This is a genomic window from Kitasatospora sp. NPDC059088 (genome assembly GCF_042738155.1).
GTDB lineage: Bacteria > Actinomycetota > Actinomycetes > Streptomycetales > Streptomycetaceae > Kitasatospora.
Genome location: NZ_JBHYGR010000188.1, coordinates 1 through 14,634 on the forward strand (window position 1 = coordinate 1; position 14,634 = coordinate 14,634).

Sequence of the window (14,634 nt, forward strand, 5' to 3'; positions counted from 1 at the left end):
TGTCGGTGACCGGCCGTGACGACTCGGGCGGCTACCACGTCATCAAGGTCGACGCCTCGCCGATGACGGTGGACGACATCCGCGGCGAGGTCGCCAACTGGTCCAGCGGCATGTCGATCCCGGACGCGTTCCGGCGCTTCACCGACTTCTACACCCCGGAGTCACTGCGCGCCGCCTACCCGCGCGACCTCACGGACTTCCACCGCATCACCGAGGAGACCTCGCCGGACGGCCGCACGAAGACCATCAGGATCGAGCACACCCACGAGCAACTGGCCGAACAGTTCGCCGAAGTGGCGATCCATCACGGCGGCGACGGATCCGTGTCGATCCGATGGAGCACCAGCGAGGACACCGAGCCGCGCGAGCCGATGGTCTTCAACGCCGACAACATCGGCGACGTCAGCGGCGGCCTGCGCTCGCAGAAGCTGACCGAGAACCCCAGCTTCGAGATGCTGGACCTGCCCTGGGACTGGTTCGACTACACCGCGCCCATGCCGGAGGACATCGGGCAGCCGCTGTCGGCCTTCGGCGGTGGCGCCAAGGGCTGGCGGATCGGCGAGGCCGACATGCCGCAGGCGGAGCGCGACGCGCTGGCGCACTTCCCGGAGCAGCCCGGGGTGTTCGTCGTCCCCGTCCACACCGACGAGGCCACCGGGCGGCCGGTCTGGCCCAACGGGCCGGACGGCACGCTGTCGGCGTACCAGACGGCGGGTGTCCTGGCCCGCCTCCGCCGGGCGGGGATCTGGAACGGCACCGACACCGTGCAGTTCGTGGCCTGCAACCTGGGCCGCGGGCCGGGGCGCGAGTTCGTCGACGAGGTGATGCTCCGGCTCAAGGAGCTGGACCTGGGCCCGCGGGCGCTGGCCGCGACCGGCCCGGTGTACTTCGCCCCGCGGCGCGAAGGCGGCCCGGGGCACCTGGTGGTCGCCTCCGACATCGGCTTCACCGAGAGCGGCCACCCGGTCATGGTGGGCGGTGACCACTGGTTGGAGTTCCAGGCGGTCCGGGACGGCGACTCCGGTCAGATCCACGTCCAGGTGGAGGAGCGCGGGGCCCACCGGGCGCCGGACGGTTCCTTCCACGACCACCCCGAGGGCTACGGCCTGGTGGAGTCGATAGCACCGGAGCACCGCAACCCCCAGGCGGTGAAGTACGCGGAGCCGACCCCCGAGCAGGCGGCAGCCGCAGTGGCGCTGTCAGTGGACCACCTGACCGCAGCCCCACCCGACAGTCCGCTGCGCACATTCATGGGACAGATCAAGAACGGGGTCTTCACCAATCTGCGCAACCCGGAGGGCAGGCTCTTCCAGCGGGAGGGCACGGTGACCTTCGACAGGATGATGGGCAATCTGCGGACGTTCTACAACCACGCGGAGCGCCTGCGCCCCCCGGAGGGACATCCGGGCGCCGAGGGAACCGTGCTCCTGTACCGCGCGGTGCGGATGGAGCCGCAGACCCGGCAGCAGGAGAGCTTCACCGACGTCCTGCCCTCCTCCACCACCTACGACCGGGCGTTCGCCCAGGGCTGGATGTCGAACCCCGACCGCTACGCGCTGTTCGAGATCCAGGTGCCGCTGTCCCACCCCATGCTGGCGCTGTCCTTCCCGCCGGGGCACGCCGCGGCGCACGGCCACTTGGACGAGGTGAACACGACCCAGTACGAGGTGACGCTCGGCCCGAGCCGACTGACGGTGACCGGCCGGGAGGAGGACGGCCCGTTCCACGTCATCCGGGCGGAGGCTGAGCCCATGACGCTCCACGACGTCCAGGAGACGATCGCGGGCTGGGTGAACGAGACCCCCGTCAGGGAGGTGTTCGACCTGTTCGCCGTTTTCTACAGCGAGCAGGCGCTGCGCGCGGCCTTCCCCGAGAACCTGCGGGCCGACTTCCGTGTCACCGAGCGCCTGTCCGCGGACGGGCGGGAGAAGACGGTCGAGATCACCTCGACCCACCCGAAGCTGACCGGCCAGAACGCGACGGTGCACCTGCGCCTGAAGGAGGGAGAGAACGGGAACGAGACCCTCCTGTTGCGGACCCACAACACCGAGGACGCCGGCTGGGGCGATCCCCCGTTGGAGTTCCAGTACACGAGAGAAACCCTGCACGAGGTGGTCAACGACCTGCGGGCAGGCACGCTGGACAAGATAGCCCCCTTCGACACGATCAACCTCCCGAGCGGCTTCCTGTGGACCGACCCGGTGCCGGAGGCGGGCGAAGTCGGCGCGCCGCTCAGCGCGTTCGGCGGCCCCGGCAACGGCTGGTGGCTCGGCCACCCCGAGCCGTCGGCGGCGGAGCGGTACGCCCTGGCGCGCTTCCCCGCGCAGGACGGCGTGTTCACCCTGGCCGTGCACACCGACCCCGACACCGGCCTGCCGCTGCCGCTCGGCACCGACCCCGAAACCGGCGAGCCGGTGGAGCTGACCGAGGACCGGCTCGTCGGGATCCTGGCCGGACTGCACCAGGGCGGTGTCTGGAACGGCACCGACCGGCTGCAACTCGTCTCCTGCAACCTCGGGCGGGCGCCCGGGCTCGAGTACACCACCGAGGTGATGCGCCAGCTCGGCCTGGCTGACCTGGGCAGCAGCGCACTGGTCGCCACGGGCCCGGTGTACTTCACCCCGCGCGTGGACGGCACGGACGGTCCCGGGCACCTGGTGGTCGCCTCCGCCGTCGGCTTCACGGCCGACGGCCACCCGGCCGTCGTCGCCGGCGGGCACTTCCTGGAGGTCGAGCGGCCCACGGCCGAGGGCCAGGCGCCCGTGATCGTCGACCGCGGCGCCCACCTGCCCGCCCCCGTCTACCCGGACCGCGACCGCGACCGCCCCGAGGGCTACGACAGCGCCGCCCCGGGCACCCTCCACCCCGACCGCGAACCGGAGGGCGCCCTGGCTTTCGCGAACAAGAAGAAGACCACCAAGACCGCTCCGCCCGAGACCACCAAGACCGCTCCGCCCGAGACCACCGAGTCCGCTCCGCCCGAGACCACCGAGTCCGCTCCGCCCGAGACCACCAACTCCGCCGAGCGGATCGCGGACGTGCTGTCGGGCGGGCAGCGGTCGGCCGAGGCGCAGGAGGTGGCGAAGCAGCCGGAGGGAACGGTGGCGAAGGGCAAGGAGAGGGCCGATGAACCGAAGCCGGTTCCGGCGGCGGAACCGGACCCCGACTCCGTGGCCGCGGCGACGGTGGTCCTGAAGGACTCACTCCTCCAGCAGCTCTTCACCGGCACCGACAAGAGCCTGACCTACGCCGTCATCTCCCTGGCGCTGAAGGGCGACAAGAGCTGGGAGACGGCCGCGGCCGTCACCAACGGCCATGACGAATCCATCAACGACAGCCGCTCGCTCCAGGCCGCCGACCGGTGGGCGAAGGAGAACGGCTTGCCGACACAGCGCTACGACGCCGAGGTGAAGGGCCTGGCGAAGGCGTTCCAGCAGATGAAGGAGTGGGGCTTCGAGCAGGTCCCCCATCCCTCTGGAAAGCCGCCGGAGAAGGCGGTCTCCCGACAGCCGGGCGCCGGACTGCCCGCCCAGCCCGAGGGCGTCCTCACCGTGCTCTCCTCCCGAGGCACGTGCGCCAGCTGCAAGTCCGTCGTCAAGGACTTCCAGGAGGCGTTCCCGGGGGTCGGCGCCTACGTGGGGTACACGATCGCCGCCGGGCAGAAGTCGACGCTGTCGAACCAGCCCCGCACCTACCACAGGGGCGGCAAGGACGTGGAGGGCGTCATCGAGTACGGGTGGAATGACGTGGCCAGGCTCAACTCCACCAGCGCGTACGTGCCCAAGGGGAAGGACATCGCCTTCAGGTACTTCCCCGCGAAGAACGACGAGGCCGCCTGGGCCCGGCGGCTCGAGGAGCGGGCGGCCGAGCAGGAGGCGGCGGCGCGACGGGCGGCCGAGGAGGCGGCGCGGGCGGCCGAGGCCAATGCCACGAGCGTGGTCGACCAAGGGATCAAGCCGGCGCCGGCCAGGCAGGTCACGGAGTTCGCCAAGACCTACAAGGGGAAGCCCGAGGACTTCGTCAAGGAACTGGACAAGGTCATGAAGAAGGGCATCATGGCGTGGAAGCCCAGCGCCGAGGTACAGGCCGCCCTCCTGCTCTGGTACCAGAAGGACCCCAGGCCCGACCTCAAGGGCAGTACCGCCTGACCGGCGGAACGGCCACCGGGTGAACGCCGCCCGCGCCCGGAGCCGTTGACCGGGTGAGGGCGCCCCGGTGCGGGGCCACGAGAGCGGGAGCACGACGCGTGGAACAGCAGCAAGGGCAGGCGGCGGAGCCGGAGTTCCGGCTGGCGGCGGTGTTCGGCACGGTCGACCCGGTGGCCGGGCCCGGTTTCGCGCCGGACCACCCGCTGGTGCGCGACGCCGGGCAGCGGGCCGCCCTACTGGCGTACCTGCGGTCCGGCGCGGAGGTGCTGGTGACGCCGATGCTGATGGACGACGTCTTCGACACCTCCCGCCGGGGCGCCGTCCCTATGAACTACCGCACCGACGGCGAGTGGATCTGGACCGACACCGTCGCCTACTACCTGGAGGAGTACGACCTCGCGCCCGAGCCCGGGCTGCTCGCGCACCTGCTCGGGCGCACCGGGCCGTGCCCGCAGCCGTCGCCGCAGGCCCTCGGGCGGGCGGTGGACTTCGTGCTGAAGCCGCCCCGCCAGGACGAGCCGGCCTGGAGCCTGGAGATCGGCTGAACCCGACGCGACGTGCCGTCCGTCGGTCTGGGGGAGGGGCGGTTTTCGCCGCGCGGCGGTTCGGCCGCGCGGGGCGGCCCCGTCGGGCGTCGTCCAAGGCCAGGGAGCGTGGGTGGGCAGGGAACGTAGTGCGCGGGGAAACGGGTCCTCCGTCGGGGGCATCCAGCTGCCCGCGGTGGCCTGGGAGGTGCCGGAGCCGGCCGCCGAGGCCGGGAAGGCGGGCGTGGCACCGGCCGCCGTCGAGGCGGGAGCTGCGGCGGTGGGAGCCGCCGGTGCGGTGCCCGAGGTCAGGGAGAGCGGCGCGACGGCGGTGGAGGCCGCCGGCCAGGCCCGCCCGGGCGTGACCGCCGCGCCCGCGCCGGCCGCCGCGACCGAGGAGGAGGCCGCCGGGCGGCGCATCCCCAAGCCGATGGTGGCCGCCGCGGTGATCGCGGGCCTGGTGCTGGTCGGGGTGCCGCTGGGCATCGCGGGCTTCGGCGGGGACGGCCCCGGCACCCCCGGCGCCGACGGGCCGCCGCCCGCCGGCTTCTCCGCGCCCGACGGCGGCGGCAACGGCTACGTCCCCGGCGCCGACGCACCCGGCAACCCGCCCGGCGCCCAGCCGCTGCAGCCCGGCCAGCCCGCTGAGCCGGGCCAGCCCGGCCAGCCGGCCGGCGCCCAGCCCGGTGAGGGCGCGGTGGTGCCCGCTGCGGCGGCCGCCGGGGCCGCGCTGCCCGGCATCGCCGCCGGCCAGGGCACCCCGGGCACCGATCATGCCGCCGCCGGCGCGCCCGCCGCACCCCAGGGCGGCGGCCAGAACGCCGCTCAGAACAGCGGCCAGGGCGCGGGCCAGGGCGCGGGGCAGGGCTCCGGCCAGGGCGGCGGCGCACCGCAGACCCAGCCGCAGCCCCCCGCCAAGGCCCAGCAGCCGGCCCCGCCCCCGGACAAGCCCACCCAGCCCGCCCCGCCGCCCGCGCCCACCTACCACGGCGTGGCCGGCCCGGGCTGCGGCGGATCCACCTCCATGCAGCAGAACGGCTGGTACGACGACGGGCAGAAGGGCTGGCGCAAGAACTCCGGCGGCTACAGCGGCGACGGCTGCTCGGGCGGCTTCACCTCGATGCCGATGTCGGGCGCCGCCAACAAGGACGACAGCAGCAACTCGGTGGTGTGGACCTTCAACACCGGCTCGCTCACCACCGGCAGCTGCCGCCTGTCGGTCTACGTCCCGAACAACGGCGACATCAAGGCCGTCGGCGGCGCCCCGACCTACTACACCGTGCAGGGCCAGTCGTTCAACGTGAACCAGACCTCCTCCCGCGGCCAGTGGGTCCCGGCGGGCACCTTCCCGCTCAGCGGCGGCCGGATCGCCGTGGTGATGCACAGCCGGGGCCAGGACTGGGTCGGTGACAGCGTCAAGACCTACGCCCACCACGCCGCCTCCGCCGTCAAGGCCGACTGCACCGGCTGACCCCGGCTGACCCCGGCCCCGCACCCCCCGTACGGACCCCGTACGAACCCGCACGACCGAGCACCACCGGCACCACAGCCACGAACGACGGAGGAGAACGCCCCATGACCCGCCATGTGCTGACGGTCGGTGCGGAGCCGCGCGAGGGCGGCTACCGCACGATCGGCGCCGCCCTGGAGGCGGCCCGCAGCGGAGCGGTGATCAGCGTCCGCCCCGGCCGCTACGACGAGAACCTGGTGATCACCAAGATGGTGACCATCACCGCCGAGGAGGCCCGCGGCAGCGTGCGCATCTCCCCGCGCCGGGGCGCCGTCGTCCAGGTCGTCGCCGAGGCCGTCCAGCTCACCGGCCTGGTCCTCCAGGGCCAGGACGAGGAACTGCCCACCGTCGACGTCCCGCGCGGCCAGGCCGCCCTCCAGGACTGCGAGGTGGTCGGCAACTCCTGGACCGCCGTCCTCACCCGCGGCCAGGGCTCCCTGGCCATGCGCGGCTGCCGGGTCGTCAACCCGGCCGGCGCCGGCATCGTCGAGACCTCCACCGGCACCAGCGTCATCGAGGACTGCACCATCGAACACCTCGGCAGCTCCGCCGTCGTGATCGGCGAACGCGCCAACCCCGTCGTGCGCAACTGCGTCCTGCGCGACGCCCGCGGCAACGGCGTGTGCGCCAACGGCGAGGGCCGCGGCTCCATCGAGGACTGCGAGATCTCCGCCACCGACAAACCCGGCATCGCCCTGGAGGAGCACAGCACCACCCGGGTCCTGCGCACCACCGTGCGCGACGTCGCGATCGGCGTCTACGTCAGCTCCACCGCCCAGGTCCTGCTGGAGGACTGCACCCTCGACACCACCCGCGGCCACGGCCTGGTCCTGGCCGGCGCCACCGACCCGCTGGTGCGCCGCTGCCGCACCGCCCGCACCAAGGGCCACGGCATCCACGTCACCGGCCGCTCCCGCGGCCGCTTCGAGGAGTGCCAGGTCGCCGACGCCCAGGGCACCGGCGTCCTGGTCGACGAGTCCTCCAGCCCGGTCCTGACCCGCACCACCGTCACCGCCGGCGCCGGCGACGCCGTCGACCTCACCGGCGAGAGCGCCGCCGAGTTCGACCGCCTGGAGGTGCGCGGCGCCGCCGGCAGCGGCGTCGTCGTGCGCGACGGCGCCAACCCGCTGCTGCGCCGCCTGGACGTCGCCGAGGTCGGCGGCCACGGCGTCGAGGTGCTGCGCGAGGGCCGCGGGCGCCTGGAGTCCTGCCTGCTGCGCACCGGCGCGCGCGCCGCCCTGCGGGTCTCCGACGGCGGCAACACCCAGGTCGGCAACACCACCGTGCGCGGCACCACCACGACCACCGGCCCCGCCGGGGCGGCCGGCGCGGGGGTCAACGGCGTCGAGATCGGCCCCGGCGGCCTCGCCTCGCTGCGCGACTGCGACATCGCCGACTGCACCGGCGACGGCCTGCTCGTCGAGGACGACGGCGAACTCACCGCCGCCCGCACCCGCGTCCACGGCAACCGCCGCCACGGCGTCCTGCTCGCCGCCGGCTCCCGGGCCGCCCTGACCGGCTGCGAACTGGCCGACAACGCCCGCGACGGCCTGCGGGTGGACTCCGAGGAACCCGTCCGCGTCACCGGCTGCACCGTCACCGGCAACCGCGGCTCCGGCCTGCGCCAGAGCAGGCCCGGCACCCGCCTGGCGGTCACCGAGCTCACCAGCCGCGACAACGCCCACGCCGACAGCCACGGCAGCGCCCAGGCCCGCCCCGGCGCCACACCCGGCACCCGCCCCACCGGCGCCGCCCCCACCGACGGCGACGCGTACGGCGACGGCTACGGACCCGGCGACGGCTACGGGCAGGGCGACGGACACGGCGACGCGTACGGGCCCGGCGACGCGTACGGCGACGGCCGCGAGAGCGCCCCCGGGCCCTACGGCGCCGCCACCGAACCCCTGCCACCGGACCCCGAGGGCCCCCAGGCGGCCCTCCAGGCCCTCGTCGGCCTGGAAGGCGTCAAGGAACAGGTCGCCACCCTGGTCAACCTCAACAAGCTGGCCCGGCGCCGCGAACAGGCCGGCATGCCCGCCCTCCCCATGGGCCGGCACCTGATCTTCGCCGGGCCGCCCGGCACCGGCAAAACCACCGTCGCCCGGCTCTACGGCAGCATCCTGGCCGAGCTCGGGGTGCTGCGCAGCGGGCACCTGACCGAGGTGGCCCGGGCCGACCTGGTCGCCGCGATCGTCGGCGGCACCGCGATCAAGACCACCGAGGTGTTCACCGAGGCGCTCGGCGGCGTGCTGTTCATCGACGAGGCGTACACCCTGTCCGCCGGAGGCGGCGGCACCGGCCCCGACTTCGGCCGCGAGGCCATCGACACCCTGGTCAAGCTGATGGAGGACCACCGCGACGACATCGTGGTGATCGTGGCGGGCTACTCCGAGGAGATGCGCGAGTTCCTCTCCTCCAACCCCGGCCTGGCCTCCCGCTTCAGCCGCACCGTCGAGTTCCGCAACTACTCGCCGCAGGAACTGGTCACCATCGTCCAACGGGCCGCCGCCGCCCACGGCTTCGACCTCGCCGAAGCCACCAGCCAGGCCCTGGAAGCGCACTTCACCCGCATGCCCAAGGGCGCGGACTTCGGCAACGGCCGCGCCGCCCGCAAGGTCTTCGAGGAGATGGTCGACCGCCAGGCCTCCCGGCTCGCCGCCCTGGCCGAGGTCACCGACGCCGACCTGCCGCTGCTGCTGCCCGAGGACCTCGGCGCCGAGGCCGTCCGCGCCCCCGCCCCCGGCACCGACGGCGGCAGCGACCTGCTCGCCCGACTGCGCGCCATGGTGGGCCTGAGCGCCGCCAAGGAACAGGTCGAGAACCTGGTCAACCTGATCACCCAGGCCCGCCGCCGCGAGGAGGCCGGCCTGCCCGCCGCCAGGATCAGCCATCACCTGGTCTTCGCCGGTCCGCCCGGCACCGGCAAGACCACCGTCGCCCGCCTCTACGGCGCCCTGCTCGCCGAACTCGGCGTCCTGCCCACCGGCCAGCTCGTCGAGACCGCCCGCGCCGACCTGGTCGGCCGTTACATCGGCCACACCGCCCAGCTCACCAAGGACGCCTTCGAACGTGCCCGCGGCGGCGTGCTGTTCGTCGACGAGGCCTACACCCTCACCCCGCGCGGCGGCGCCGCCTCCGGAGACTTCGGCCAGGAGGCCGTCGACACCCTGATGAAGCTGATGGAGGACCACCGCGACGAGGTCGTGGTCATCGTCGCCGGCTACGAGGACGAGATGCGCGGCTTCCTCGCCTCCAACCCCGGCCTGGCCTCCCGCTTCCCCCAGCAGATCGCGTTCGACCACTACAGCGCCGACGAACTCGTCACCATCGTCGCCCGCCAGGCCGAGGACGCCGGCTACCTCTGCGCCCCCGAGACCCTCACCGCGCTGGCCGCACTGTGCGCGGCCGTGCCCCGCGACCGCAACTTCGGCAACGGCCGCTTCGCCCGGCAGACCCTGGAGGCCATGGTCACCCGTCAGGCCGGGCGCCTGGCCCGCCTGGAGATCGGCGACGTGTCCGAACTGAGCCTGCTGCTGCCCCAGGACATCCCCGCCCTGCTGCAGGGGAGCACGGTGTGAGCGCCCGCCGCACCGCCGGCGCCCTCACCGCCGGGGCTCTCGCCTGCGCCCTGGCCGCCGTCCCCTCCGCCGTCCCGGCCGCCGCCGCCCCTCCGGCCGCGGCGGCCCCCGGCGACCCCTCCGCCCTGCCCGTCATCGCCCAGAACCGCCCCGCCACCCGCCCCGGCGACTGCCTCAAATCCTCCGACAAGGGCACCGACCGCACCCCCTGGGCCCAGGCCTTCCTCCGCGCCGAAGCCGCCTGGCCGCTCAGCCGCGGCGCCGGAGTGACCGTCGCCGTCGTCGGCTCCGGCGTCGACGGCGCCTCCGGCGTCCTGGGCGAGCGCCTGGTACCCGGCCCGCGCGAGTACGGCACCGGCGACTCCACCCGCGACTGCGTCGGCCACGGCACCTTCCTCGCCGGACTGATCGCCGCCCGCCACCAGGACGGCACCGGCTTCGCCGGCATCGCCCCCGAGGCCCGGATCCTCGCCGTCGCCGTCACCGACGACACCGGCACCACCACCCCCGCCCTCCTCGCCAAGGGCATCCGGGACGCCGCCGACGCCGGCGCCCGCATCATCGCCTCCGCCCTGCCCCTGCCCGCCGGCGACACCGCCCTCGACGACGCGCTGCGCCACGCCGACACCAAGGGCGTCCTGGTGATCGCCCCCGCCACCCCCGACCAGGGCGGCGCCAACGCCAACGTGCCCTCCGCCCCGCCGCAGGTCCTCACCGTCGCCGCCCTGGCCCCGGGCGGCGGCGCGGCGGCGACGGGCGCGGACGGGAGCACGCGGACGGGGACGACGGGGACGGGGACGGGGACGGGGACGAGCGTCGGCGTGGCCCCCGCCGGCACCGCTGCCGGCGCCGGTACCGCTGCCGGTACGGGCGCCGCCGGTGCCCGGGTCGATCTGAGCGCCCCGGGTGAGGCCATGATGAGCACCGGACCGGCCGGCAAGGGCTACTTCACCGCCAGCGGCCCCAGTTTCGCCACCGCCGTCGTCGCCGGTACCGCCGCCCTGCTCCTCGGCCACCACCCCGACCTCGACCCGGCCCACCTGCGCGAGCGCCTCGAAGCCACCGCCTACCACCCCGGCACCGCCCTGCCCGACCCCCGCCTGGGCTACGGCACCGTGGACCCCCTCGCCGCCCTGACCGCCACCGTGCCCAGCGCCGCGGCCGCCCTCCCCGCCCCGCGGGCCGCCCTCCTGGCACCCCCGCCCCCGGACCCCGCCCCGGGCCGGGCTGCTGTGGTGGCTGTCGTTGTGCTGTCCACTGTCACCGTCACTGTGGGTCTGGCCGTCGTGTGTGCGGCCGCTCGCCGTCGTGGGTGGCGTCCGGGTCGTTGGCAGGTCTGACCCGGTGTCACGGCCGCGTCTGTTGTTTTCAGTCCGTGTGTGCCGTGTGTGCGGGGCGGTGTGGGTGGCTCGGGCCTTTGGCTTCTTCCCGGTGTTTGTTCCGTCGGTGTTCTGCCGGCGGCAGAACACCACCGGGTCCGGGCTCGAGGATCACTACTGTCCGGTTCCATGGGGACGATTGCGACGCGTGCGGTCGCGTACCCGGCGGACGGTTTGACGATGATCGGCCACCTCGCTCTCCCGGCGGGTGTCGACCGCCGGCCCGCGGTGCTGCTCGGACCGGAGGGCATGGGGCTCGGTGACGTCGAGTGCCGCCGGGCCGAGGCACTCGCCGGGCTGGGGTATGTGGCGCTGGCCTTCGACCTCCACGGCGGGCGCTATGTGGGCGCCCCTGAGGAGATGCCGGCCCGGTGCCTGCCGCTGCTCGCCGATCCGGACCGGATGCGGGGTATCGGCCGTGCCGGGCTCGACGTGCTGCGCGGCGAACCGCGGACCGACCCCGACCGGATCGCCGCCGTCGGTTACGGCACCGGGGGCGCCGTCGCCCTGGAACTGGGGCGCGACGGCGCCGCCCTGCGCGCGATCGGGACGGTCGACGCGCTGACCACGGGCCGGCCGGGCGGGGCGGCGCGCATTCGCTGCCCGGTGTGGGCCGGGGTCGGGTCGCAGGACCCGATCATGGCGCCCGCGCAACGGGACGCGTTCACCGCTGAGATGCAGGCCGCGGGTGTCGACTGGCGCCTGACGGTCTACGGCGGCGCCCTGCACGCCTTCCACCACCCCCCGGTCGACCATGCCACGGTCCCCGGCGTCGGCTACCACCCGCGGCACGCGCAGCGAGCCTGGCGCGACGTCGTCGACCTGCTCGCCGAGTGCCTGTCCGTGCCGGAGGCCCAGGGGGCATGACCCGGGCGGACAGCCTGGCGCCGAGGCCACGACGATCACTGGTCCGAGTGTTTTCGGGACGGCGGTGGAGCCTTGGCGTGCGGTGCGAGCCGTTCGCGCGACTGTCGCGCTTCTGAGGGCCCGGCCCCCGACGCCCACCCGACTCGAAGAACCGCCGCCCCGCGACCCGCCACGCCGTGGGCCTGCTCCCGCCACCGGCGAGCCCTGCCGCGGACCGGCCCACCACGAGGCCGGCACCGAACCGCGCCGGATCGATCACACGCCCAGGCCGTGGCGCCCGCTGTCACGCCTGGCACGCCTGGCACGCGGGCACGCCTGCCATGCCTGGCGCGTGGGCCGATGGGTAGGTGGGCCGACGGGCGGTGGCACCGTTGCGTGCCCGTTGCCCGTTGCCCGTTGCCCGTTGCCCGTTGCCCGTTGCCCGGGCCGGGGGGCGGTTCCGGTCCGTGCCGGTCCGTCCCGTCGGGGTCCGTGGTGTCGGGCCCGGTGGTGGCTGGTCAGGTGTTGGTGGGGTGGATGCCTTCGGTGACGTGGGCGGCGAGGTGGAGGTAGGCGCGGCGGGTGCGTGGGTGCAGGCGGGTGGGGTCGAAGGTGGAGCCGAGGGCGAGGTGTTCGTCGAAGGGGAGGAGGAGGGCGGCGCGGGAGCGTTGTCGGAAGTGGGTGAGGAGGTCGTCGGTGTTGATCGTGCGGTTCTTGGCGCGGATGCCGGAGATGAGGGTGATGCTGCGTCGTGCGAGGTCGTGGTAGCCGTTGGCGTGCAGCCAGTCCAGGGTGGTGTCGGCGCCGCTGGCGCCGTCGATGCTGGTGGTGGCGGTGATGACGAGTTGGTCGGCGAGGTCGAGTACGGCGTTCATCGAGTCGTGCAGCAGGCCGGTGCCGCAGTCGGCGAGGACGATCGGGTACTGGCGGGCGAGGAGGTCGACCAGTCGCCGGTAGTCCTGGCCGCCGAAGGTGTCGGCGATGGTGGGGTCGGTGTCGTTGGCCAGGACCTCCAGTCCGCTGGGGGTCAGCGAGGTGAAGCGGCGGATGTCCATGTAGCCGGTGATGGAGGGTGCGGCTGCGAGCAGGTCCTGGACGGTGGCGGGGCTCTCGCGGCGGATGCGCCGGCTCAGGGTGCCGGTGTCCGGGTTGGCGTCGACGGCGACGACCTTGTCGGAGCGGGTCTGGGCGAGGACGCTGCCGAGCCCGAGTGTCGCGGAGGTCTTGCCGACGCCGCCCTTGAGGCCGATGACCGCGATCCGGAAGGAGCGGTGCAGCGGGGTGCGGATGAGGGCCTCCAGCCGTTCCCGTTCGCGCTGCTCGCCCCGGCCCAGGCCCAGCCCGGCGCCCAGGCCGGCGCCCAGCAGGCGGGGGCGCCGGGCGGGGGCGGGCGGGGCGGCGACGGGCGCCGGCGCGGCGACGGGTGCGGGTACCGGTACCGGTGCGGGGGCGGGCAGGGGCGGGGCGTACGGCGGGGGAGGCGGCGCCGGGAGGGCGGGCGTCGCGGGTGTGGCGGGTGCGGGTCGGGCCTGCGGGGGGATGAGCACCGTGCCCAGGGAGTCCAGGGGGCGTCGCCAGTCGGGTTCGGCCGGGCGGGCCGGGGGCAGGAGCCCGTAGTCGGGGGAGAGGTCCCGTTCCGGGCCCCGTCCCAGCCGCCGCACCTGCTCGATGACCGTGTGGTCCGCCGCCACGCTCTGCCTCCTTGTCGCCACGCCGCCACCGCGCCGGTGCCGTACGGTCCCCCCACCTGGCACAACGGGGCGGGCCGCCGTGACCGTTCACCGCCGGGCACGCCGGGCACGCCGGGCACGCCGGGCACGCCGGGCACGCCGGGTGCGCCGGGTGCGGCGGGTGCGGCGGGGGCGGTCAGGGCAGCGGGAGTTCTCCGGCGGCCGCCACCAGGGCGGGCAGCTCGCGCATGTCGTCGAAGGTGCGGGTGCCGGGGCCGGTCAGCCGGTGGGCGGGGGTGAGGCCGCCGTGGAAGCCCAGCGAGCGCATCCCGGCCGCGCGGGCGGCGGCGACCCCGTACGTGCTGTCCTCCACCACGAGGCAGGCCCCGGGCGCGACGCCCATGGCGGCGGCGGCGTGCAGGAACAGGTCGGGGGCGGGCTTGCCGTGCGCGACGTCCTCGGCGCTGAACACCCGCCCCTGGAAGCGGGCCAGCAGCCCGGTCCGCCCCAGGGTGCGGCGCAGCCGGCCGTGACCGGAGGAGGAGGCCACGCAGTCCCGTACGCCGGCCCGCGCCAGCTGTGCCAGGGCCTCCACCACCCCGTCCACGGGGGTGAGTTCGGCGGCGAACGCCTCGTCGTACAGGTGCTGGAAGGCCTCCTCCCAGCCGGGTTCCAGCGGCACGCTCGCGTGCGCCTGCAGCTCGGCGCTCATGTGGGCGTGGCTGCGGCCGACGAAGCGCTCCACGATCTCCGCCTCGGACAGCGGCCAGCCGACCGCCGCGCACACCTGCGCGTCGATCCGCACCGCCAGGCGCTCGCTGTCCAGCAGGACGCCGTCGCAGTCGAAGATCACCAGTTCGATGGGTGTGGGCATGGCCGCCACCCTAGTGTCCTGAGTCCTTGATCCGTCGTTGGTCAGTGCATGGGACGTCCTGGGCCGAGGCTGGCCGAGCTGGTGTTGTCGGATCACGAGCGGCAG

8 protein-coding genes are annotated in these 14,634 nt (G+C 74.6%); 6 read left to right on the forward strand and 2 right to left on the reverse strand.

Features of this window, described 5'->3' with window-relative positions; genetic code table 11:
- From ACFWXO_RS42035 to ACFWXO_RS42060, 6 genes are all read left to right on the forward strand, one after another.
- Positions 1 to 4,148 (forward strand): hypothetical protein (locus ACFWXO_RS42035; RefSeq protein ID WP_380531679.1); only part of this gene is annotated, 4,148 nt, incomplete at its 5' end.
- 98 nt (positions 4,149 to 4,246) lie between these two features.
- On the forward strand, positions 4,247 to 4,693 hold the full coding sequence (locus ACFWXO_RS42040; protein WP_380531682.1) for a hypothetical protein: 447 nt from the start codon (positions 4,247 to 4,249) through the stop codon (positions 4,691 to 4,693).
- A gap of 112 nt (positions 4,694 to 4,805) precedes the next feature.
- Positions 4,806 to 6,143, forward strand: coding sequence for a hypothetical protein (locus tag ACFWXO_RS42045; RefSeq protein ID WP_380531685.1), 1,338 nt, complete (start codon positions 4,806 to 4,808; stop codon positions 6,141 to 6,143).
- A 104-nt stretch (positions 6,144 to 6,247) separates the two neighbouring features.
- Positions 6,248 to 9,760, forward strand: a complete 3,513-nt coding sequence (locus ACFWXO_RS42050; protein ID WP_380531688.1) for a right-handed parallel beta-helix repeat-containing protein — start codon at positions 6,248 to 6,250, stop codon at positions 9,758 to 9,760.
- Entirely contained in the window at positions 9,757 to 11,100 is a 1,344-nt protein-coding gene (locus ACFWXO_RS42055) for a S8 family serine peptidase (protein WP_380531690.1), read from the forward strand. Before ACFWXO_RS42050 ends, ACFWXO_RS42055 begins: the two co-directional genes overlap by 4 nt.
- A gap of 168 nt (positions 11,101 to 11,268) precedes the next feature.
- Entirely contained in the window at positions 11,269 to 12,006 is a 738-nt protein-coding gene (locus tag ACFWXO_RS42060) for a dienelactone hydrolase family protein (protein ID WP_380531692.1), read from the forward strand.
- A 497-nt stretch (positions 12,007 to 12,503) separates the two neighbouring features.
- On the opposite strand, the gene ACFWXO_RS42065 is transcribed toward ACFWXO_RS42060, so the two are convergent.
- Together ACFWXO_RS42065 and ACFWXO_RS42070 are read right to left on the reverse strand one after the other, a co-directional pair.
- Entirely contained in the window at positions 12,504 to 13,676 is a 1,173-nt protein-coding gene (locus tag ACFWXO_RS42065) for a MinD/ParA family protein (RefSeq protein WP_380531695.1), read from the reverse strand.
- A gap of 175 nt (positions 13,677 to 13,851) precedes the next feature.
- Positions 13,852 to 14,529: an HAD family hydrolase gene (locus tag ACFWXO_RS42070; protein WP_380531698.1), complete on the reverse strand. Its 678-nt coding sequence runs from the start codon at positions 14,527 to 14,529 to the stop codon at positions 13,852 to 13,854.
- Positions 14,530 to 14,634 lie beyond the last annotated feature (105 nt).